General features: G+C 70.8%; 21 protein-coding genes and 1 pseudogene. 17 read left to right on the forward strand and 5 right to left on the reverse strand.

Translation table 11 applies throughout. From position 1 onward, the window contains the following. Window positions 1-86 precede the first annotated feature (86 nt). Window positions 87-314 carry an SCO5555 family protein gene (locus AC061S_RS36475; RefSeq protein WP_243337737.1) on the forward strand — a complete coding sequence of 76 codons (228 nt, stop codon included), beginning with the start codon at window positions 87-89 and terminating at the stop codon, window positions 312-314. A 145-nt stretch (window positions 315-459) separates the two neighbouring features. Next, window positions 460-1,140: an HU family DNA-binding protein gene (locus tag AC061S_RS36480; RefSeq protein WP_478690166.1), complete on the forward strand. Its 681-nt coding sequence runs from the start codon at window positions 460-462 to the stop codon at window positions 1,138-1,140. A 340-nt stretch (window positions 1,141-1,480) separates the two neighbouring features. On the opposite strand, the pseudogene cofC reads toward AC061S_RS36480, so the two are convergent. Then, window positions 1,481-2,080: pseudogene (gene cofC / locus AC061S_RS36485) on the reverse strand (2-phospho-L-lactate guanylyltransferase); the annotation flags it as partial. Between the two features lie 239 nt (window positions 2,081-2,319). Between cofC and AC061S_RS36490 the strand changes: the two are divergent. Genes AC061S_RS36490 through AC061S_RS36500 form a run of 3 tightly spaced genes read left to right on the forward strand, consistent with a single transcriptional unit; the run spans window position 2,320 to window position 5,276 of the window. Next, window positions 2,320-3,072 (forward strand): lysophospholipid acyltransferase family protein, encoded by a 753-nt coding sequence (locus AC061S_RS36490; RefSeq protein WP_478690167.1) that lies wholly within the window; start codon window positions 2,320-2,322, stop codon window positions 3,070-3,072. After that, window positions 3,069-4,079, forward strand: coding sequence for an NAD(P)H-dependent glycerol-3-phosphate dehydrogenase (locus tag AC061S_RS36495; RefSeq protein WP_478690168.1), 1,011 nt, complete (start codon window positions 3,069-3,071; stop codon window positions 4,077-4,079). The genes AC061S_RS36490 and AC061S_RS36495 overlap by 4 nt, the downstream gene beginning before the upstream one ends. Before the next feature lie 39 nt (window positions 4,080-4,118). Then, on the forward strand, window positions 4,119-5,276 hold the full coding sequence (locus AC061S_RS36500; RefSeq protein ID WP_478690169.1) for a D-alanine--D-alanine ligase family protein: 1,158 nt from the start codon (window positions 4,119-4,121) through the stop codon (window positions 5,274-5,276). Between the two features lie 112 nt (window positions 5,277-5,388). Here the strand turns inward: AC061S_RS36500 and AC061S_RS36505 are convergent, their stop codons facing one another. Together AC061S_RS36505 and AC061S_RS36510 are read right to left on the reverse strand one after the other, a co-directional pair. After that, window positions 5,389-5,883, reverse strand: coding sequence for a DUF3515 domain-containing protein (locus AC061S_RS36505; RefSeq protein ID WP_478690181.1), 495 nt, complete (start codon window positions 5,881-5,883; stop codon window positions 5,389-5,391). A 23-nt stretch (window positions 5,884-5,906) separates the two neighbouring features. Next, on the reverse strand, window positions 5,907-6,140 hold the full coding sequence (locus tag AC061S_RS36510; protein WP_112450218.1) for an Lrp/AsnC ligand binding domain-containing protein: 234 nt from the start codon (window positions 6,138-6,140) through the stop codon (window positions 5,907-5,909). Window positions 6,141-6,385: 245 nt separating this feature from the next. On the opposite strand from AC061S_RS36510, the gene AC061S_RS36515 reads away from it, so the two are divergent. Both AC061S_RS36515 and thiD read left to right on the forward strand, forming a co-directional pair. Beyond that, window positions 6,386-7,369, forward strand: coding sequence for a thiamine-phosphate kinase (locus AC061S_RS36515; RefSeq protein WP_478690170.1), 984 nt, complete (start codon window positions 6,386-6,388; stop codon window positions 7,367-7,369). After that, window positions 7,366-8,220 (forward strand): bifunctional hydroxymethylpyrimidine kinase/phosphomethylpyrimidine kinase, encoded by an 855-nt coding sequence (thiD, locus tag AC061S_RS36520; protein ID WP_478690171.1) that lies wholly within the window; start codon window positions 7,366-7,368, stop codon window positions 8,218-8,220. The genes AC061S_RS36515 and thiD overlap by 4 nt, the downstream gene beginning before the upstream one ends. A gap of 167 nt (window positions 8,221-8,387) precedes the next feature. Here thiD and rpmB read toward each other — a convergent pair whose 3' ends face one another. Next, a complete protein-coding gene (gene rpmB, locus AC061S_RS36525; protein WP_073911113.1) occupies window positions 8,388-8,573 on the reverse strand; it encodes a 50S ribosomal protein L28 in 186 nt (61 codons plus the stop codon). 242 nt (window positions 8,574-8,815) lie between these two features. On the opposite strand from rpmB, the gene AC061S_RS36530 reads away from it, so the two are divergent. From AC061S_RS36530 to mutM, 9 genes are all read left to right on the forward strand, one after another. After that, window positions 8,816-10,483, forward strand: a complete 1,668-nt coding sequence (locus tag AC061S_RS36530; protein WP_478690172.1) for a DAK2 domain-containing protein — start codon at window positions 8,816-8,818, stop codon at window positions 10,481-10,483. A gap of 16 nt (window positions 10,484-10,499) precedes the next feature. After that, window positions 10,500-13,757, forward strand: a complete 3,258-nt coding sequence (locus AC061S_RS36535; protein WP_478690173.1) for a helicase-related protein — start codon at window positions 10,500-10,502, stop codon at window positions 13,755-13,757. Between the two features lie 62 nt (window positions 13,758-13,819). Continuing rightward, the gene (gene rsmD, locus AC061S_RS36540) at window positions 13,820-14,398 is read left to right on the forward strand and encodes a 16S rRNA (guanine(966)-N(2))-methyltransferase RsmD (protein ID WP_478690174.1); all 579 of its coding nucleotides are present in this window, start codon (window positions 13,820-13,822) and stop codon (window positions 14,396-14,398) included. 29 nt (window positions 14,399-14,427) lie between these two features. Further along, the gene (gene coaD, locus AC061S_RS36545; protein WP_478690182.1) at window positions 14,428-14,907 is read left to right on the forward strand and encodes a pantetheine-phosphate adenylyltransferase; all 480 of its coding nucleotides are present in this window, start codon (window positions 14,428-14,430) and stop codon (window positions 14,905-14,907) included. A gap of 129 nt (window positions 14,908-15,036) precedes the next feature. Beyond that, window positions 15,037-16,080, forward strand: coding sequence for a DivIVA domain-containing protein (locus tag AC061S_RS36550; protein WP_478690175.1), 1,044 nt, complete (start codon window positions 15,037-15,039; stop codon window positions 16,078-16,080). Window positions 16,081-16,213: 133 nt separating this feature from the next. Further along, window positions 16,214-16,879, forward strand: a complete 666-nt coding sequence (locus AC061S_RS36555; protein WP_478690176.1) for a YceD family protein — start codon at window positions 16,214-16,216, stop codon at window positions 16,877-16,879. A gap of 2 nt (window positions 16,880-16,881) precedes the next feature. Continuing rightward, window positions 16,882-17,055 (forward strand): 50S ribosomal protein L32, encoded by a 174-nt coding sequence (gene rpmF, locus AC061S_RS36560; protein WP_003965982.1) that lies wholly within the window; start codon window positions 16,882-16,884, stop codon window positions 17,053-17,055. A gap of 19 nt (window positions 17,056-17,074) precedes the next feature. Beyond that, the gene (gene rnc, locus AC061S_RS36565) at window positions 17,075-17,920 is read left to right on the forward strand and encodes a ribonuclease III (RefSeq protein ID WP_478690177.1); all 846 of its coding nucleotides are present in this window, start codon (window positions 17,075-17,077) and stop codon (window positions 17,918-17,920) included. 174 nt (window positions 17,921-18,094) lie between these two features. Next, on the forward strand, window positions 18,095-18,964 hold the full coding sequence (gene mutM, locus AC061S_RS36570) for a bifunctional DNA-formamidopyrimidine glycosylase/DNA-(apurinic or apyrimidinic site) lyase (protein WP_478690178.1): 870 nt from the start codon (window positions 18,095-18,097) through the stop codon (window positions 18,962-18,964). Here the strand turns inward: mutM and AC061S_RS36575 are convergent. Continuing rightward, the gene (locus AC061S_RS36575) at window positions 18,937-19,368 is read right to left on the reverse strand and encodes a winged helix-turn-helix transcriptional regulator (protein ID WP_478690179.1); all 432 of its coding nucleotides are present in this window, start codon (window positions 19,366-19,368) and stop codon (window positions 18,937-18,939) included. The two genes, mutM and AC061S_RS36575, sit on opposite strands and share 28 nt — an antisense overlap. A gap of 131 nt (window positions 19,369-19,499) precedes the next feature. Here AC061S_RS36575 and AC061S_RS36580 point away from each other — a divergent pair, with 131 nt between their 5' ends. Continuing rightward, entirely contained in the window at window positions 19,500-20,105 is a 606-nt protein-coding gene (locus tag AC061S_RS36580; RefSeq protein WP_478690180.1) for a flavodoxin family protein, read from the forward strand. Window positions 20,106-20,242 lie beyond the last annotated feature (137 nt).

Genomic DNA, 20,242 nt, shown 5'->3' on the forward strand with positions numbered 1-20,242 from the left:
TGTGCCCCCTGCCATCCGGTAGGGGGCACAGTCGTGTGTTGAGGCCCCGTGAGGCGACAACTCGCCCCAGATGGCACAATCTGTGCATGGAACGCGACAGTCAACTTGAGCTCTACGGACTTGTCGCCGACCGATTGAAAGAAGCACACACAAGGGTGCGCACACTGCAAGTCCCGGAGGGCGTAAGGATGGCGCTGTCCCGGAAGCTGTTGGTCGTCACGGCCGTGGCGAAGCATGATCTCGCCGACGCGGCAAGGCGCCTGGACAGGTTGATGAAGGACCTCGACGAGGGTCGATTCCCTGAAGGCGACTGATGCGAAGGAACTCCGTAACGGCCTACAACGTTGCGGCACTAGGGTGATAAGCCCGTTTCGTGTTTGATTTGCGGTATATATCCGCCTAACGTGCGAAATAAGCTTGAACACATTCGTTCTGGCGAAGTCTCCGAAGGGGAAGACGTTGAACAAGGCGCAGCTCGTAGAAGCGATTGCCGACAAGCTGGGCGGCCGTCAGCAGGCCGCGGACGCCGTCGACGCGGTACTGGACGCCATCGTCCGCGCGACCGTCGGGGGTGACCGGGTCTCGGTCACGGGCTTCGGCTCGTTCGAGAAGGTCGACCGCCCGGCCCGCTACGCCCGCAACCCCCAGACGGGTGAGCGCGTCCGGGTCAAGAAGACCTCTGTTCCCCGCTTCCGTGCGGGTCAGGGCTTCAAGGACCTGGTCAGCGGCACCAAGAAGCTGCCCAAGGGCGGCGAGGTTTCGGTGAAGAAGGCGCCCAAGGGCAGCCTCACCGGTGGCGCTTCGGCGACGGTCAAGAAGGCCGCCGCGAAGAAGGCCGCACCCGCCAAGAAGGCCGCTGCAGCCGCCAAGACCACGGTCGCGAAGAAGACCACGGCCAAGAAGGTCACCGCCACCGCCAAGAAGGCGGTCGCCAAGACCGCCGTGGCGAAGAAGGCCGCCCCCGCGGCCAAGAAGGCCACGGTCAAGAAGGCCGCGGCGACGGCGAAGAAGACCACCGCCACCGCGAAGAAGACCGCGCCGGCGGCCAAGAAGGCCACTGCGGCGACGAAGGCGCCCGCCAAGAAGACGGCGACGCGCAAGGCCACCGCGAAGAAGACCACCGCCCGCAAGACCAAGTAGGGCAAGGAGTCACACACGCCGGGCCGGTTTCCCCACGGCGGGGAAACCGGCCCGCGGTGCGCCGGAGCGCCGGAAGGTCAGTGCGCCGGAAGGCCGGTGGGCCGCACGGCCGGTGGACCGGAGTCTCCCGGCGTCAGAAGGTCTGCAGCGTGACCAGGGTGATCCGCAGGCCGGCGCCCTCGCCGTCCGTCTCGATCCGGACCCGCTGCCCGGGGCGCAGCAGCCGCAGGCCGCCCGCGTCGAACGCCGGGGCCTCGAAGGGCACCGGGGTGCCGTCGTCCAGCAGCACACTGCCGCTGCGGGTCTGGGAGTCGTACGTGTACGCGGTCGCCTGCATACGGGCACTGTATCGGGCCGTATGACGCCCCACGCCGAGGGCCAGGGCCGTGCGCAGATCCGCCCCCGTGTCCACGTCCCGGCGGACGCTGTCGACGCCGGAGAGGGCCATTTCCACCGCGCCCGAGGCCGAATGCCGGGCCCGTGAGGGGCCGCCGAACGAGGGCGCCAATTCCACGTCCGGAGCAGCGGAAAGCAAGGTCGTCCCGATTCCCGCCGCATCCGCCAGAAATGCCCGGGGAAATCCCGAAGCGGTTTCGAGCACGCGTAGCAATTCGGGTGGCCGCAGCGCCGGAAGGTCCGCGTTCATCGCGGCCACCGCCGCCCCCGGCCTGCCCGCCCGTATCTCCCGCGCCCCGTGGGACAGTGCCGCGTTGAGCCCGGCCGCCGGGGAGTCCGGCACGATCCGGGCCCCCAGTCGCGCCAGTTCCGCCCCGGCCGCCGGATCGTCCGTGACGACCACCACATCCGCGACCGCCGCGCAGGCCAGCGCCCCCGCGACGGTGTCCAGCGCGAACGCCAGGGCGAGCCCCGGCCGGGACGCTCCGACGGCCGCCGCGAGGCGGCTCTTGGCCACCGCGAGCGGCTTCAGGGGGACCACCAGACTCCAGACGGCGTTCGTGACGGGCCCCTTCCCTCCGGCACGCTCGCGCGCCGCTCAAACCATGTACGGGTCATGGTCAGGTCATGCGGAGCCCCATTGTCACCTCATGCCCGGCGGCCCGGGGCCTGGTCCGGGTGTCCGGGGCGTACGGTGTTCTCGACAGAGACCGGACCCGGGGCCACACTTGTCCGGCCCCGAGGCGCCCAAGCCGCGCACCGGTCCTAGAGGAAGGTGTCCGAGTGTCCCGCCGCAGAATCGGCTTCTGGTACCGCCTTGCGGCGGCCATCGCGAAACCGCCGCTGGTAGTGCTCTTCAGGCGGGACTGGCGGGGAATGGAACACATTCCGACCGAGGGCGGATTTATCACCGCCGTCAATCACAACTCGTATCTGGACCCGCTGTCCTACGCGCACTTCCAGTACAACACCGGCCGGGTGCCCCGATTGCTCGGCAAGGCGGCCCTCTTCGAGGTCCCCATTGTCGGAGCGATCCTGCGCGGCTCCGGTCAGATCCCCGTGTACCGGGAGTCCACCAACGCCCTGGACGCATTCCGGGCCGCCGTGGACGCGATCGAGCACGGCGAATGCGTGGCCTTTTACCCGGAAGGCACCCTCACCCGGGACCCGGACATGTGGCCGATGGCCGGCAAGACCGGCGCCGCCCGCGTGGCGCTGATGACCAGGGCCCCCGTCATTCCGGTGGCCCAGTGGGGCGCGAATCTCGCGATGCCGCCCTACGCCGAGGAGAACAAGCTCAGCCTGTTCCCGCGCAAAACCCTCCAGGTCCTCGCCGGGCCGCCCGTGGACCTCTCCGAGTACTACGACCGGGAACCCACCCCGGAGGTGCTCAGGGAGGCCACCGAAGTCATCATGGCGGCCATCACCGGGCTGCTGGAGGAACTGCGGGGCGAGAGTGCGCCCCCGCAGCCGTACGACCATCGCAACGCCAGGGCGGAACAGCGGCGCAAGGCCGCAGGGGAGGGCAACACGTGACACGTCCCGTGAAGGCAGCCGTATTCGGAACCGGCTCCTGGGGCACGGCCTTCGCCATGGTCCTCGCCGACGCCGGCTGCGAGGTGGTCCTGTGGGGCCGCCGCCAAGAGCTCGTCGACGCCATCAACAGCGGCCGGACCAACCCGGACTATTTCCCCGACATCGAACTCCCCGCGAACATCCGCGCCACCAGCGACCCGGCCGAGGCCGCGGCCGGCGCGGACTTCACGGTCCTCGCCGTGCCCTCGCAGACCCTGCGCGGCAACCTCGCCGCCTGGGCCCCTCTGCTGGCCCCCGAGACCGTCCTCGTCTCCCTGATGAAGGGCGTCGAACTCGGCACCGCCAAGCGGATGAGCGAGGTCATCGAAGAGGTGGCCAAGGTCCCCGCCGACCGCGTCGCCGTCGTCACCGGCCCCAACCTGGCCCGTGAGATCGCCGCCCGGCAGCCCGCCGCCTCCGTGGTCGCCTGCACCGACGAAGCCGTCGCCCAGCGCCTCCAGGCCGCCTGCCACACCCCGTACTTCCGCCCGTACACGAGCACCGACGTCATCGGCTGCGAGCTCGGCGGCGCCGTCAAGAACGTCATCGGCCTCGCCGTGGGCATCGCCGACGGCATGGGCCTCGGCGACAACACCAAGGGCTCGCTCATCACCCGCGGCCTCGCCGAAGCCACCCGCCTGGGCCTGGCGATGGGCGCCGACCCGCTCACCTTCTCCGGCCTCGCGGGCCTCGGCGACCTCGTCGCCACCTGCTCCTCGCCGCTCTCCCGGAACCACACCTTCGGCACCAACCTCGGCCGCGGGATGACCCTGGAGGAGACCATCGCGGTCACCAAGCAGACCGCCGAGGGCGTCAAGTCCTGCCAGTCCGTGGCCGATCTGGCCCGCCGCCACGGAGTGGACATGCCGATCACCGACACGGTCGTCGACATCGTCCACCACGGCAAGCCCACCCTGGTCGCGCTCAAGGAGCTCATGGGACGCAGCGCCAAACCGGAACGGCGCTGACTGCTTTCCGGATGCCCGAGCGGGTACCCTCGTGGCGATATGAGCAGCGAGAACCTCCCCCAGACCCCTGAGCAGCAGGGCCGCAAGCCCCGCGTGGCCGTCGTGTTCGGCGGCCGCAGCTCGGAACACGCCATTTCGGTCGTCACCGCGGGCGCCGTCCTGCGCTCCATCGACCGCTCCAAGTACGAGGTGCTGCCCATCGGCATCACCACGGACGGCCGGTGGGCGCTGACCGCCGACGAGCCCGCCCGCATGGCCATCTCCGGCGGCGAGCTCCCCAACGTGGGGCAGCTCGCCGAATCCGAGGACGGCGCCGTCGTGCTCTCCGTCGACCCGGCCAGCCGCGAGGTCGTCTACACCGAGCCGGGCGCCGTCCCCAAGGCGCTGGGCGAGGTCGACGTGGTCTTCCCCGTCCTGCACGGCCCGTACGGCGAGGACGGCACCCTCCAGGGCCTCCTGGAGCTCTCGGGCATCCCGTACGTCGGCTCGGGCGTCCTCGCCTCGGCCGTCGGCCAGGACAAGGACTACATGAAGCGGGTCTTCACGTCCTTCGGGCTGCGCGTCGGCCCGTACGTGACCATCCGCCCCCGCGAATGGGAGAACGACCGCGAGGGCGCCCTCGCCCGCATCGCGGACTTCGCGGGCGAGCACGGCTGGCCGCTGTTCATCAAGCCGGCCCGCGCCGGATCCTCGATCGGCATCACCAAAGTCGACGAGCCCGCCGGACTGGACGCCGCGATCCGCGAGGCCCGCCGCCACGACCCGAAGATCATCGTGGAGGCGCTGCTGCGCGGCCGCGAGATCGAGTGCGGGGTCCTGGAGTTCGAGGACGGGCCGCGCGCGAGCGTGCCCGCCGAGATCCCGCCGGTCTCCAGCCACGACTTCTACGACTTCGAGGCCAAGTACATCGACTCCGCCTCCGGACTCGTGCCCGCCCCGCTCACCGCGGAGCAGACCGCCGAGGTCCAGAAGCTCGCGATCGAGGCCTTCGACGCCGCGTCCTGCGAGGGCCTGGTACGCGCCGACTTCTTCCTCACCGAGGACGGCACCTTCGTCATCAACGAGATCAACACCATGCCGGGCTTCACGCCGATCTCCATGTACCCGCGCATGTGGCAGGAGTCGGGCGTCGAGTACCCGGAGCTGGTGGACCGCCTGATCCAGGCCGCCCTGCGCCGATCCACCGGACTGCGCTAGCCCCCGGGCGCGAAGCCCCGTACGCGGACGAGGACCGCCCGCCGCCCCTCGCACGAGGAGGCGGCGGGCGGTCCTCGTCCGCGCGGGCGGGCCCGGGAGGGTCCGGGGCCCGTCAGGAAGACGAGATGCCCACCGGAACGGTCTTGGCGATCGCGGCGGACAGGCCCACCAGCATCCCCGCATCCGTGGCATGCTCCTTGTCGACCAGGACCTCCGTGTACGCCAGCCGCAGCCCGGTGGTGAACCGGACCCCGCCGTCGTCCAGCCGCTCCACGAGCCAGCCGACACCGTTCACCTCGATGCCGTCCTGCTTCGGATCCAGCATCTTCACGGGCTTGCCGACTCCGCACCGCAGTACGATCGCCGAGCCGCCCCACGCGGCGGTCAGGTCGGACTTCGGAAGCACCGGGGCCCGGTCCAGTGAGGCCACCGTTCCGGGGAGCTCTTTGTGCAGCGCCGCACAGAGGCCCGCGACATCGGCGGGCGGAGCGGACGGCGGTTCCACCCGGGCCTCGGACTCACCCGGGGAACAGCCCGCGACGGCCGCCGAGGCGGCCAGCGCGGTCAGTGCGGCGAGCAGAGAGAAGGGCCGGCGGTGTCGTGACATCACCGGCCAAGAGTAGACGGGGGCTACAGATGGACGACCGGGCAGGTCAAGGTGCGGGTGATCCCCTCCACCTGCTGGACCTTGGCCACGACCATGCGGCCGAGATCGTCCACGGTGTCGGCCTGGGCGCGCACGATCACGTCGTACGGGCCGGTCACGTCCTCGGCCTGGATCACCCCCGCGATCTGCGCGATGGACTCGGCGACGAACGACGCCTTGCCCACCTCGGTCTGGATGAGGATGTACGCCTGTACCACGGAACCTCCAGGGCGGCCACGAGGATCATTTCCCCTACCCTTCGGGTGGGCCCGGGGATGACGGGTGGGCCCGGGGAAGAAGGGACGCCACGGTACCGCGTCGCCGAGCGCCGCGGGGAGACCCGCGGGTCCGGCGGCGCGCAGAGCGGGGCGTACGAAGAGCAGAAGTTGACGTATCTGTTGACGGTACCCAGAGCTGTGACGGCTCGCGACCGCAAGCGGACTGGGCAAGAAGGGGCACAGCGATGAAGGGCACTGTGGGCGAGCTGGGGGAGTTCGGGCTCATTCGAGAGCTCACCTCACGGCTCACCACCACCCCGGCGGTCCGGGTCGGCCCGGGCGACGACGCCGCGGTGGTGTCGGCCCCCGACCGGCGGGTCGTGGCGAGCACCGACATCCTGCTGGAGGGCAGGCACTTCCGGCGCGACTGGTCCACGGCCTACGACGTCGGCCGCAAGGCCGCCGCGCAGAACCTCGCCGACATCGCCGCCATGGGCGCGGTGCCGACCGCACTGCTGCTCGGCCTCGTCGTGCCGGCCGAGCTGCCGGCCACCTGGCCCACCGAGCTGATGGACGGCATCCGCGACGAATGCCAGGTCGCCGGCGCGGCCGTGGTCGGCGGCGACGTGGTCCGGGGCGACATCATCACCGTGGCCATCACGGCTCTCGGCGACCTGCGCAACCGCGAACCCGTGCTGCGCTCCGGCGCCCAGCCCGGCGACGTCGTGGCTGTGACCGGCTGGCTCGGCTGGTCCGCGGCCGGCTTCGCGGTGCTCTCGCGCGGCTTCCGCTCGCCGCGGGCCTTCGTCGAGGCCCACCGGCGCCCCGAGCCGCCGTACCACGCGGGCCCCGCGGCCGCCGGACTCGGCGCCACCGCCATGACCGACGTCAGCGACGGCCTGATCGCGGACCTCGGGCACATCGCCGAGGCCAGCAAGGTGCGGATCGACCTGCGCTCGGCGGCCGTCGACATCCCGACGCAGATGCACGACATCGGGCAGGCCGTCGGCGTGGACCCGCTCCAGTGGGTCCTCACCGGGGGAGAGGACCACGCGATCGTCGCGACCTTCCCGCCGGACGTGAAGCTCCCGGCCCGCTGGAAGGTCATCGGCGAGGTCCAGAACCGTTCCGCGCTGCCCCAGGTGACCGTCGACGGCGCCCCCTGGGCCTCCACCGGCGGCTGGGACCACTTCGGCGGCGACACGGCCACCGAGGACCACCTGAGATGAGCGGTTCCCCCGGCGCCCCCGGAGCCCCCGGCTCAAGGGGACCCTCCCGTAGCCGGCCCCACCCGCCGCTGTGCCTGACCGTCGCCGGATCCGACTCCGGCGGCGGCGCGGGCATCCAGGCCGACCTCAAGACGATGCTGGCGCTCGGGGTCCACGGGATGAGCGTGGTGACCGCTGTGACCGCGCAGAACTCGCTCGGCGTCAAAGGCGTCTGGGAACTGCCCGCGGAGGCCGTCAAGGGCCAGTACAGGGCCGTGGTGGACGATATCGGCGTCCAGGCCGTGAAGACGGGAATGCTGTCCTCCGCCGCCCTCGTGGAAACCGTGGCCGAGCTGCTCGCCGCGACCGCGGCCCCGGCCGTCGTGGACCCGGTCGGCGTCTCCAAGCACGGGGACGCGCTCCTCGCCGCCACCGCGCTGGACGCCGTACGGGGAGAACTGCTGCCCCGGGCCACCGTGGCCACGCCGAACCTGGACGAGGTGACCCAGCTCACCGGAGTCGTCGTGGAGACCGAGGACGACATGCGCCGGGCCGCCGACGCCATCCTCGCCTACGGGCCCGCGTGGGCGCTGATCAAGGGCGGCCACCTCGCCGCCCACGGGAACGAGGCCGTGGACCTCCTCACGGACGGCGCCGACGAACGCTGGCTGCGCGCCCCCCGCTACGACAACCGGCACACCCACGGCACCGGCTGCACGCTCGCCAGCGCGATCGCGGCGGGCCTGGCCAAGGGCCGGACCGTCCCGGAGGCCGTCACCGAGGCCAAGGAGTACGTCACCGGCGCCATCGCCGCCGGGTTCGCCCTGGGCGAGGGCATCGGACCGGTGGACCACGCGTGGCGGTGGCGCTGAAAGGCCCGCGCTGAAATGCCTGTAGGGCCTGCTCCACCTCGTACATGTACGAGGTGGAGCAGGCCCTACAGGTTTGATCATGTTCGATCAGGCAAAGCAAGAGGCCGGTCCACCAGGTGGACCGGCCTTCTCAGCAACCGGAAAGGGCTGCGCTACGACGGAAGGCGTCAGCGCGAGACCTTGCCGGCCTTGATGCACGAGGTGCAGGCGTTGAGGCGCTTCGGCGTCCCATTGACCACGGCACGGACACGCTGGATGTTCGGGTTCCAGCGACGCGAGGTGCGGCGGTGCGAGTGGGAAATGCTGTTGCCGAAGCTCGGCCCCTTGGCGCAAACGTCGCAGTTGGCAGCCACAGGTCACTCCAAAGACTTCAGATGCACTTACAGTGAATCCCGGCGCACCGGTATCAGGGATCTGAAGTGGTTTGCCGGGGGAATGGCCCGACTCTCATCGGGCAACCGGAGCAGCATACAACGACTGCCTCGGTCCAAGAAAACTACCATGTCCACGGCCGCCCCCGCCCCGGGGTCCCGCCGGCCCGGCAGTCCTTCGTTACCCTGCGGTGAACCCTGGCCCGCACAAGGAGGAACGCCCGGTGGCGCACCAGCCTCAGCCGTACCCCCTGAACGCCGAAGCGGTACGCACCTGGAGCTCGCTGGCCCTGGCCGCACTGGGCCGGGCCCGCGAGGACATCGACGCGATCAACGTCTATCCCGTCGCCGACGCGGACACCGGCACCAACCTCTACCTGACCGCCGAATCGGCCGACCGCGAGCTCGCGGACCTCCTCGCCGGAGTGACGGACGGCACAGCCGGAGCCTCCCTCCCCGAGGCCGTACGGGCCTTCGCGCACGGCGCCCTGATAGGCGCCCGGGGCAACTCCGGGACGATCCTCGCGCAACTGCTGCGCGGAGTGGCCGACGTACTCGGCGACGAGCCCGCCGACCGTGATCCCGCCGACCGTGATCCCGCGCGGCTGCTCGCGCGGGCGCTGACCCGGGCCGCCGAGGAGGCGTACCGGGCCGTCGCACACCCGGTGGAGGGCACCATGCTCACCGTCGCCGCCGTGGCGGCCCGGGCCGCCGAGGTCGCGGCCGGAGCCGCCGGGACCGCCGGGACCGCTGCCGACGTGGCCGGGGCCGCCTACGACGGAGCCCGCGCGGCCCTCGCCGAAACCCCGGGGCAACTGGCCGTGCTGGGCCGCGCCGGGGTGGTCGACGCCGGCGGCTGCGGACTGGTCGCCGTACTCGGGGCCCTGTGGCAGGCGCTGTCCGGGCGGGAGCCGGCCCCCGAACCGGTACGCGGCCGGGCCGTGCCCGTACCGAGGCCGCCGGAACCCTGCGCCGAGGAGCACGGCGGACCCGCCTACGAGGTGATCTACCTGCTGGAGGCCGCCGAGACGGAGGTCGACCGGCTGCGCACCCGGCTCGACGCCCTCGGCGACTCCCTCGTGGTGGTCGGCGGCGACGGGCTGTGGAACGTCCACGTCCACGTCGACGACCCCGGCGCGGCCGTGGAGGCCGCGGTGGTCGCCGGGCGGCCGTACCGGATCCGCATCACGCACTTCGGCGACGAACGCCGTCGGGGCCGCGGTGAGCGCTCCCAGCGGTCGGTCGTCGCCGTGGTCCAGGGCGAGGGGCTCGCCGGGCTCTGCGGAGAGGCGGGCGCCACCACCGTGCTCGCCCGGCCCGGGGAACCGCCGGCCGTCGCCGAACTGGCCGACGCCATCCGCGAGGCGCACGCCCGCGAGGTCGTCCTGCTCCCGAACGGCGCCGAACTGCGGGCGGTGGCCGCGGCAGCGGCCCAGCAGGCGCGCGCCGAGGGCGTACGGGTGGCCGTGATCCCCACCCGCTCCGAGGTCCAGGGCCTGGCCGCGCTCGCCGTGCACGACCCGGACGGCACCTTCGACGAGGACGTGGTCGCCATGACGGCGGCCGCCGGAGCCACCCGCTACGGCGAACTCGCCGTCGCCGAACGGCAGTCCTTCACCTCGGCCGGCATCTGCCAGGCCGGCGACGTGCTCGGTCTCATCGACGGCGACGTGGCCGTCATCGGCACCGGCCTGGCCGAGACCGCCGAGGCCGTCCTCGCCCGGATGCTCGGATCCGGCGGCGAACTGGTCACCCTGGTCCTGGGCCCCGAGGTGCCGGACGCGCTGGCCGAGCGCCTGGAGGCGTACGTCCAGCACGGCCACCTCGCCGTCGACACCGTCACCTACCAGGGCGGCCGCTGGTCCGCGCCGCTGCTCATCGGGGTGGAATAGCCGCGTTGTCGGCGCCATGGTGTGCAATGAACACGTGCCCGCGCTCGACGAAGACCTCAAGAAGACCCTCGGCCCCGCCACCGCCAAGGTGCTGGCCGAGCAGCTCGGCCTGCACACGGCCCTGGACCTGCTCCACCACTACCCCCGGCGGTACGCGGAGCGCGGCGAGCTGACCTCGCTGGCCGAACTCGCCGACCAGATCGACGAACACGTCACGGTGGTCGCGCAGGTCGCCGACGCGCGCCTGCTGACGTACCAGGGCAGCCGGGGCGGTGGAAAGCGCCTCGAAGTCACCATCACCGACGGCAGCGGACGGCTCCAGCTCGTCTTCTTCGGATCGGGCGTCCACAAACCGCACAAGGAACTGCTGCCCGGCAGCCGCGCGATGTTCGCGGGCAAGGTCGGGATGTTCAACCACAAGCTCCAGCTCGCCCACCCCGCCTACGAGCCGCTCGGCGCGGACGCCTCGGACCGGGACGCGGCCGCCGCGTTCGCGAGCCAGCTCATCCCGATCTACCCGGCCTGCGCGAAGCTGGAGTCCTGGAAGATCGCCAAGTGCGTGGACGCGGTGCTCCCCAGGGCCCAGGAGGTGGTCGACCCGCTGCCCGGCGCCCTGCGCGAGGACCGCGGACTGGTCCCGCTCACCGAGGCCCTGCTGAAGATCCACCGCCCGGTCACCAAGGCCGACATCGAGGACGCCCGCGGGCGCCTCAAGTGGGACGAGGCCTTCGTCCTCCAGGTGGCACTGGCCCGCCGCCGGCACGCCGACTCCCAGCTCCCGGCCGTACCCCGCCGCCCCAGCCCCGGCGGCCTCCTCGAAAACTTCGACGCCAAGCTCCCCTTCACCCTCACCGAAGGCCAGGAGACCGTCTCGAAGGAGATCTTCGACGACCTCGCCACCGAGCACCCCATGCACCGCCTCCTCCAGGGAGAAGTCGGATCGGGCAAAGCTCAGCCGCTCGACGCACAAGTTCTGACACCCATGGGGTTCCGGCCGATGGGCCGGATCCAGGTCGGGGACGAGGTGGTGGTGCCGACCGGCGAGATCACCGTCGTCGGAGGTGTGTTCCCGCAGGGGGAGCGCGAGGTGTGGCGAGTGGTGCTCTCGGATGGCAGCGCCGTCGAGTGCGACGACGAACACCTGTGGATCGTCGGCACCAGCTGCGGATGGCACCGGGGCCAGGAACCCAAAGTCATGACCACGAGGGAGATCCGATCGGACCTGTACAAGGCCAATGGATCTTCCAAGTGGTACCTGCCGGTAGCCGTACCCGTGGACCTCGCGAGCGGTGACACCCAACCGCTTGATCCCTACCTGATGGGTGTACTCATCGGTGACGGGTCGTTCCGGCACAACCTGAGGCTGTCCACCGCGGACGCGGAGATCCTGGACGCGGTCGAGGCGGAGGTGGCGCCGGACTGCGAGATGGCCGTCGTTCCAGGATCCCGGTGCGACTACACGATCCGTATGAGCGGGCCGAAGGGCGGCACCCGACGGAACCCGGTCATCCAAGCGGTTCGAGACCTGGGGCTGTGGGGTGTGACTTCCCACGGCAAATTCGTCCCGGACGTCTACAAGAACGCACCGGTCAAGGAACGTCTGGCGGTCCTTCAAGGGCTCATGGACACGGACGGGACGCTTGACGCGAACGGAATGAGCATTTCGTTCTGCTCTGCCTCGCGCCGACTGGCAGAGGATGTGGCCTGGCTCGTGCGGTCTCTCGGTGGACGTGCCCGCGTGCTGCCCAAGAAGGCGGCCTTCAACGTCTCAGTCGCCCTCCCTGAGGAGTTCGAGCCGTTCAGGCTGGCGCGCAAGGCGGCACGTATGCGGCCGAGGCCGAAGTACAACACGTTCCGGCGCGGTATTCGCGCCGTGGAGCACGTCGGCGCCAAGCCTGTTCAGTGCATCAGCGTCGAGCATCCGAGCCATGCCTACGTGACCGACAACTTCACCGTCACGCACAACACGATGGTCGCGCTGCGGGCCATGCTCGCCGTCGTCGACTCCGGCGGGCAGGCCGCCATGCTCGCCCCCACCGAGGTGCTCGCGCAGCAGCACCACCGGTCCATCACCGAGATGATGGGCGAGCTCGCCGAAGGCGGGATGCTCGGCGGCTCCGACCGGGGCACCAAAGTGGTGCTGCTCACCGGCTCGATGGGGATGCCCGCGCGGCGTCAGGCCCTGCTCGACCTGATCACCGGCGAGGCCGGGCTCGTGATCGGCACGCACGCGCTGATCGAGGACAAGGTGCAGTTCCACGACCTCGGCCTCGTCGTCGTCGACGAACAGCACCGCTTCGGCGTGGAACAGCGCGACGCCCTGCGTTCCAAGGGGAAGCAGCCCCCGCACCTGCTCGTCATGACCGCCACCCCGATCCCGCGCACGGTCGCCATGACCGTCTTCGGCGATCTGGAGACCTCCGTACTGGACCAGCTCCCCGCCGGCCGCTCCCCGATCGCCACCCACGTGGTGCCCGCCAAGGACAAGCCGCACTTCCTGGCCCGGACCTGGGAGCGGGTCCGCGAGGAAGTGGAGAACGGCCACCAGGCGTACGTGGTCTGCCCGCGCATCGGCGACGGCGAGGACGAGAACGGCAAGGGCGCCAAGGGCGCCAAGGGCGCCAAGAAGAAGGCGGCGGCCGAGGAGGACGGCGACAGGCGGCCCCCGCTCGCGGTGCTGGAGATCGCCGAACAGCTCACCCGGGGCCCCCTCGCCGGACTGTCCGTCGAGGTGCTGCACGGGCGGATGGACCCCGCGGACAAGGACGACGTCATGCGCCGCTTCACCGCGGGCGAGGTCAAGGTGCTGGTCGCCACCACCGTCATCGAGGTCGGCGTGAACGTCCCGAACTCCACCGTCATGGTGATCATGGACGCGGACCGCTTCGGCGTCTCCCAGCTCCACCAGCTCCGCGGCCGCGTCGGCCGCGGCTCCGCCCCCGGACTGTGCCTGCTGGTCAGCGAGATGCACGAGGCCAGCCCCGCCCGCGCCCGGCTCTCGGCCGTCGCCGCCACCCTGGACGGCTTCGAGCTCTCCCGCATCGACCTGGAGCAGCGCCGCGAGGGCGACGTGCTCGGCCAGGCCCAGTCCGGCGTCCGCTCCTCGCTGCGGATGCTCGCGGTCATCGAGGACGAGGAGGTCATCACCCAGGCCCGGGAGGAGGCCACCCGCGTGGTCGCCGCCGACCCCGAGCTCACGGAGCTGCCGGGCCTGCGGACCGCCCTGGACGCCCTGCTGGACACCGAGCGGGAGCAGTACCTGGAGAAGGGGTGACGGGCACGACCTATCGTTGAAGGCCTGCACCACCCCCCGCCCCGCTCACCGAAGGACCCCAGATGACCCGCGTGATCGCCGGAAGCGCCGGCGGGCGACGCCTCGCCGTACCGCCCGGCACCGGCACCCGCCCCACCTCGGACCGGATGCGCGAAGGTTTCTTCTCCACCTTGGAGTCGCTGCACGGAGTCGAAGGGGCCCGCGTCCTCGACCTCTACGCCGGTTCCGGCGCCGTCGGCCTGGAGGCGCTCTCCCGCGGCGCGGACCACGCGCTGCTGGTCGAGCCCGACGCCAAGGCCGCCAAGGCGATCAAGGACAACATCACGTCGGTCGGCCTGCCCGGCGCCGAATTCCGGTCCGGCAAGGCCGAGCAGATCGCGGCCGGCGCCGCGCACGGGGACCCGTACGACGTGGTCTTCCTGGACCCGCCGTACGAGGTCGAGCACGCCGAGCTGTGCGAGATCCTCCTCACACTCCGGTCCAATGGCTGGCTCACCGACGACGCGCTCGTCACCGTGGAGCGCAGGACCCGCAGCGGGGCCTTCCCGTGGCCGGACGGCTTCGAGCCGCTGCGCTCCAGGAAGTACGGCGAAGGCACCCTTTGGTACGGTCGCGCCGCTTCCACCAGCGAAGAGTCATGAAGCCCGCACCCGGGAACGAGGGAATGCAGTTGCGCCGCGTCGTCTGTCCGGGGTCGTTCGACCCCATCACCAACGGACACCTCGACATCATCGGCAGGGCCTCGCGGCTCTACGACGTGGTCCACGTCGCCGTGATGATCAACCAGTCCAAGCAGGGGCTCTTCACCGTCGAGGAGCGGATCGAGCTGATCCGCGAGGCGACCGCCGGCTACGGCAACATCGTGGTCGAGTCCTTCCACGGACTCCTCGTCGACTTCTGCAAGCAGCGGGAGATCCCGGCCATCGTCAAGGGGCTGCGCGCCGTCAGCGACTTCGACTACGAGCTGCAGATGGCCCAGATGAACATGGGCCTGTCGGGCGTCGAGACGCTCTTCGTCCCGACCAACCCCACCTACAGCTTCCTGTCCTCCTCCCTGGTCAAGGAAGTCGCGGCCTGGGGCGGCGACGTGGCCCACCTGCTGCCCGCACACGTGCACGCCGCGCTGCTGGAGCGCCTGGCCCAGCGCTGACCCCGGTCGCCGACGCCCCCCTGCCCCGGTCTGGGCCGGGGTCAGTCGGTGTCGGCTCCCGGGCCGGTGGCCTTACAGTCGTCCCGTCCGTCTCGGGAACCGCCCGGGGCCGAGAGAGTGCGAGCACCCATGGACGTGCAGAAGAAGCTCGACGAGATCGTCGCGGCCGTCGGCAGCGCCCGGTCCATGCCCATGTCGGCCTCGTGCGTGATCAACCGCGCCGAGCTGCTCGCACAGCTCGAAGAGGTCCGCAAGGCCCTGCCGGGCTCGCTCGCACAGGCCCAGGAGCTCATCGGCGGCCGGGAGCAGCTCGTCGAGGAGGCCCGTCGGGAGGCCGACCGGATCATCGAGTCGGCGCACGCCCAGCGCGGTTCGCTGATCTCCGACACCGAGGTCGCGCGGCGCTCCCAGGACGAGGCGGACCGGATCCTGGCGGAGGCCCGCCGGGAGGCGGACGAGGTCAAGGCCGAGGCCGACGACTACGTCGACAGCAAGCTGGCGAACTTCGAGGTCGTGCTCACCAAGACCATCGGCTCGGTGGACCGCGGCCGCGAGAAGCTGCTGGGCCGCGGGCCCGGGCTGGACGACCAGGGCTACGCGGACACCGAGGCGCCCGAGCGCAGCCACGACCCGGAGACGCAGCGCCGGCAGGCGGACGACTACGTGGACACCAAGCTGGCGACCTTCGAAGCGGTGCTCTCCAAGACGCTGGAGGCAGTCGGCCGGGGCCGGCAGAAGCTCCTCGGCCGCGTGGCCACCGACGACCTCGGCGCGCACATGGCCGCCCAGGACGCGGCGGGGCACCAGCAGTCGCGCTCCGCGAGCGACGCGGACTTCCTGGCGGGGCTGGCCGAGCCGCAGGCGCCGCTGATCCCCGCCCAGGCCCAGGCGCAGCCGGAGCAGCAGCCGGCGTACGACGCCTATGCCTACCAGCAGCCCGTCCAGCAGGACGCCTACGCGTACCAGGACCCCTACGGCGGCTACCAGCAGGTCCAGCAGCAGCCCGACCCGTACGCGGTCTCGTACGACCAGCAGCCCGACCCCTACGGCGGCTACCAGCAGGTCCAGCAGCAGCCCGTACCGGACCAGCAGGCGGCGCTCGACGAGACCAGCTTCTTCGACACGAGCATGATCAATCTGGACCAGCTGCGCCAGTACGAGCAGGGCCGCTGACCTCGCCGCGGACCTGGATTGGGCTCAGGGCGAAGCGGCGGGTATCCTGGCTCTTCGGTCGCGCGTATGCACCGCGATCCATGCTGCCCTTGAGTGGCGGAAATCTTGATCTTCAGCAGTCTCCAGTGATTTTGTGAAAGCGGGAACAGCCCTGAACACCCACCTCGACCACCGCAACCCCCTCGTGTTCGACACGCACGAGCTGGGTCGGCGTCCTGGTGCCATGCTGCGGCTGTCCCGTGAGATCGCGGCGCCGGCGGACCTCGGTCTCGCCGGTGTCATCGGAGTGCCGGAAGGCAGTCGGCTGAACCTCAAGATCCGTCTGGAGTCGGTCATGGAAGGGGTGCTTGTCACAGGCACCGCCCGTGGCTCGGCAACCGGGGAATGCGTAAGGTGTCTGGAGGCCGTCGAGTGTGAGCTCAAGGCGGACTTCCAGGAGATGTTCTCGTACCCTGACGCCGACGACCGGATCCGCTCCAAGGCGGAGCCGGCCGACGACGCCGAGGACGACGAGGACACGCTCTTTCTCGAGGACGGTTTGTTCGACCTCGAATCCGTGCTGCGCGATGTGGTGGTGCTCGCACTGCCGCTGCAGCCGGTGTGCCGGGAGGACTGTCTCGGACTGTGCCCCGATTGCGGGCTCAGCCTGAACGACGACCCGGACCATCACCATGACGCCGTCGACATCCGTTGGGCGGCATTGCAGGGACTCGTCACCGATCAGGGCGTCGAGAAGGACAATATGAGCGGCACTGCCTCCGACGGAGTTCAGAGCGCCGCCGAGAAGCAGGAGAAGTAGCCGTGGCTGTTCCGAAGCGGAAGATGTCGCGCAGCAACACGCGCCACCGCCGGTCGCAGTGGAAGGCTGCGGTCCCCACCCTGGTTTCGTGTGAGCGTTGCCAGGAGCCGAAGCTCCAGCACATTGCGTGCCCGAGCTGCGGCACCTACAACAAGCGCCAGGTCCTCGAGGTCTGAGCGGCTGGTGAGAGGCGCAATGTCTGAGCTGTCCAACGCTGAGAAGCAGGCAGTCAGTAACAACGCGGCCTCGTCCCACGTGCTTCTGGAAGGGCGGCTCGGGTATCGACTCGAGTCCGCCCTTCTGGTGCGTGCGCTGACCCACCGCTCGTACGCGTACGAGAACGGCGGTCTGCCCACCAACGAACGGCTGGAGTTCCTCGGGGACTCCGTGCTGGGCCTGGTGGTCACGGACACGCTGTACACGACCCACCCCGACCTGCCGGAAGGCCAACTGGCCAAACTGCGGGCCGCGGTAGTCAACTCGCGTGCACTGGCGGAGGTCAGCCGCGGCCTCCAACTCGGCTCCTTCATCCGGCTCGGCCGGGGCGAAGAGGGCACGGGTGGCCGGGACAAGGCCTCCATCCTCGCCGACACCCTTGAAGCGGTGATCGGCGCGGTCTACCTCGACCAGGGCCTCGACGCGGCCTCGGAGCTGGTTCACCGGCTCTTCGACCCGCTCATCGAGAAGTCCTCGAACCTCGGTGCCGGCCTGGACTGGAAGACCAGTCTCCAGGAGCTCACGGCGGCCGAAGGTCTTGGCGTGCCCGAATATCTGGTCACCGAGACCGGCCCGGACCACGAGAAGACCTTCACCGCCGCCGCGCGCGTCGGTGGCGTCTCCTACGGCTCCGGTGTCGGACGCAGCAAGAAGGAAGCGGAACAGCAGGCGGCCGAGTCCGCGTGGCGCGGTATCAGTACCGCGGCGGCTTCGGCAGACGGCGTTGCTCCGGCCGAGGTCCAGGCTTCGGCCGCGACCGAGGCCCCGGCTCCGGCCGAGGACGACGGAGCCACGGCCCCCACCGATCCGACGTCGAGCGCCTGACCCGTTCTTCCGGGAACCCCCCGCCCCGCCACCTGCTCCGGCAGGTGGCGGGGCGGACCCGTTTCCGGGCAGAGCCCGGGGAACGGGGGGAAGGGCGGGTAGGGGACGAGCCCCGCAGGGCGGGTCGGTACGCTCGCGGGAGAGAGCCCGATCCGAACCCTCCGGAGGAACACCGTGCCCGAGCTGCCCGAGGTCGAAGTGGTGCGGCGCGGGCTGGAGCGCTGGGTGGCCGGGCGGACCGTCACGGCCGTCGAGGTGCTGCATCCGCGCGCGGTACGGCGGCACGCGGGCGGCGGCGCCGATTTCGCGGCGCGGCTCACGGGGGAGACCTTCGGGGTGCCGCAGCGGCGCGGCAAGTACCTGTGGCTGCCGCTGGAGGAGCAGGAGCACTCCGTGCTCGGGCACCTCGGGATGAGCGGGCAGCTCCTCGTGCAGCCCGAGGGTGCCCCCGACGAGAAGCACCTGCGCATCCGGATCCGCTTCGGGGACGGGGCCGGTACCGAACTGCGCTTCGTCGACCAGCGGACCTTCGGCGGACTGTCGCTGCACCCCTGCGTCCCCGGCAGCGAGGACGGGCTGCCCGACGTCATCGCGCACATCGCGCGGGACCCCCTGGACCCGATGTTCGACGAGGCGGCCTACCATCTGGCGCTGCGTGCCAAGCGCACCACGGTGAAGCGGGCGCTGCTCGACCAGTCGCTGATCAGCGGGGTCGGCAACATCTACGCGGACGAGTCGCTCTGGCGCGCCAAGCTGCACTACGAGCGCCCCACGGCCACCCTCACGCGCCCCCGGAGCACGGAACTCCTCGGCCACGTCCGTGACGTCATGAACGAGGCCCTCGCCGTCGGCGGCACCAGCTTCGACAGCCTCTACGTCAACGTCAACGGGGAGTCCGGCTACTTCGACCGCTCCCTCGACGCCTACGGGCGGGAGGACGAGCCCTGTCGGCGCTGCGGCACTCCGATGCGGCGCCGGCCCTGGATGAACCGGTCGAGCTACTTCTGCCCGCGCTGTCAGCGGCCTTCGCGCGCGGCGTCGTAGGCGGACCTGGAAGAGAGCACCACGGGCATGCTGCCCTCCAGCAGCCCGATGAGCGCGTCCACGCGCTCCGCGACCGCCGCGCCGAACGGGGTCAGCTCGTAATCGACGCGGGGCGGGTTGGTCGGCTGCGCCTCCCGGTTGACGATGCCGTCGCGCTCCAGCGCGTGCAGGGTCTGGGAGAGCATCTTCTCGCTGATGCCGTCCACGCGGCGGCGCAGCTCGTTGAAACGGCACGGCCCCTTGGACAGGGCTCCGACCGTGAGGCTGCCCCAGCGGCCCGTGACGTGTTCGAGCGTCTCGCGGGACGGGCACGCGCGGGCGAACACATCGAAATCACCGAAGGCCTCGGAGGCCTGTTCGGGCGCACCGTCGTTCTCGGCCTCGCCACACCCTGGAGTCTGCATGGGTTCAGCCTACTACTGCACAGCGCCAGCGATCCAGGTTGCGCTTTCGAAAAGTTAGTGCTTTCCTTGGGGTTGTTACCACGCCGTGCGACGCCGTGACCCACCACGGTGTCTTCCGAGGGAGAACCGCCTTGTCCGCAACCACGTACACCCCTGTCGTCTCGATCGCCTACCACTCCGGCTACGGCCACACCGCCGTGATCGCCGAGGCCGTCAAGGCCGGCGCCGTCGACGCCGGCGCGACCGTACACCTGATCAAGGTCGACGAGATCGACGACGCGCAGTGGGAGCTCCTGACTGCGTCCGACGCGATCGTCTTCGGAGCTCCGACCTACATGGGCACCGCCTCCGGCGCCTTCCACGTCTTCGCCGAGGCCACCTCGAAGATCTGGTTCGCGGGCGGCTGGCAGGACAAGGTCGCCGCGGGCTTCACCAACTCCGGCTCGAAGTCCGGCGACAAGGGCAACACCCTCGACTACTTCCAGACGCTGGCCGCGCAGCACGGCATGAGCTGGGTCAACCTGGGTCTGAAGCCCGGCTGGAACTCCAGCACCGGTTCCGAGAACGACCTCAACCGCCTCGGCTTCTTCGACGGCGCCGCCGCCCAGTCCAACAGCGACCAGGGTGCCGAGTTCGTCCACAAGGCCGACATCGCCACCGCCGAGCACCTCGGCGGCCGGGTCACCGAGCAGACCCGTGTCCTGCTCGCCGGGCGCGCCGCCCTGGCCTCGGCCTGACGTACGGCCCGGACGGCGGGCGCCGCACGCCCGGCGCGGGGCGGGGCGCGGTACGGGGGCGGTACGGGGCACGCGGTACGGGGCGCGGTACGGAAAACGGGCGGGGGCACGGTCGGGGGCGGGGGTATCCGCCCCGC

This window comes from Streptomyces sp. CA189 (assembly GCF_056428985.1).

Coding starts and splice junctions, on each gene's coding strand:
- AC061S_RS36475 (WP_243337737.1), top strand. CDS start 87: ATGGAACGCGACAGTCAACTTGAGCTCTACGGACTTGTCGCCGACCGA.
- AC061S_RS36500 (WP_478690169.1), top strand. CDS start 4,119: ATGAGCAGCGAGAACCTCCCCCAGACCCCTGAGCAGCAGGGCCGCAAG.
- AC061S_RS36505 (WP_478690181.1), bottom strand. CDS start 5,883: ATGTCACGACACCGCCGGCCCTTCTCTCTGCTCGCCGCACTGACCGCG.
- AC061S_RS36515 (WP_478690170.1), top strand. CDS start 6,386: ATGAAGGGCACTGTGGGCGAGCTGGGGGAGTTCGGGCTCATTCGAGAG.
- thiD (WP_478690171.1), top strand. CDS start 7,366: ATGAGCGGTTCCCCCGGCGCCCCCGGAGCCCCCGGCTCAAGGGGACCC.
- AC061S_RS36535 (WP_478690173.1), top strand. CDS start 10,500: ATGGTGTGCAATGAACACGTGCCCGCGCTCGACGAAGACCTCAAGAAG.
- rsmD (WP_478690174.1), top strand. CDS start 13,820: ATGACCCGCGTGATCGCCGGAAGCGCCGGCGGGCGACGCCTCGCCGTA.
- AC061S_RS36550 (WP_478690175.1), top strand. CDS start 15,037: ATGGACGTGCAGAAGAAGCTCGACGAGATCGTCGCGGCCGTCGGCAGC.
- rnc (WP_478690177.1), top strand. CDS start 17,075: ATGTCTGAGCTGTCCAACGCTGAGAAGCAGGCAGTCAGTAACAACGCG.
- AC061S_RS36575 (WP_478690179.1), bottom strand. CDS start 19,368: ATGCAGACTCCAGGGTGTGGCGAGGCCGAGAACGACGGTGCGCCCGAA.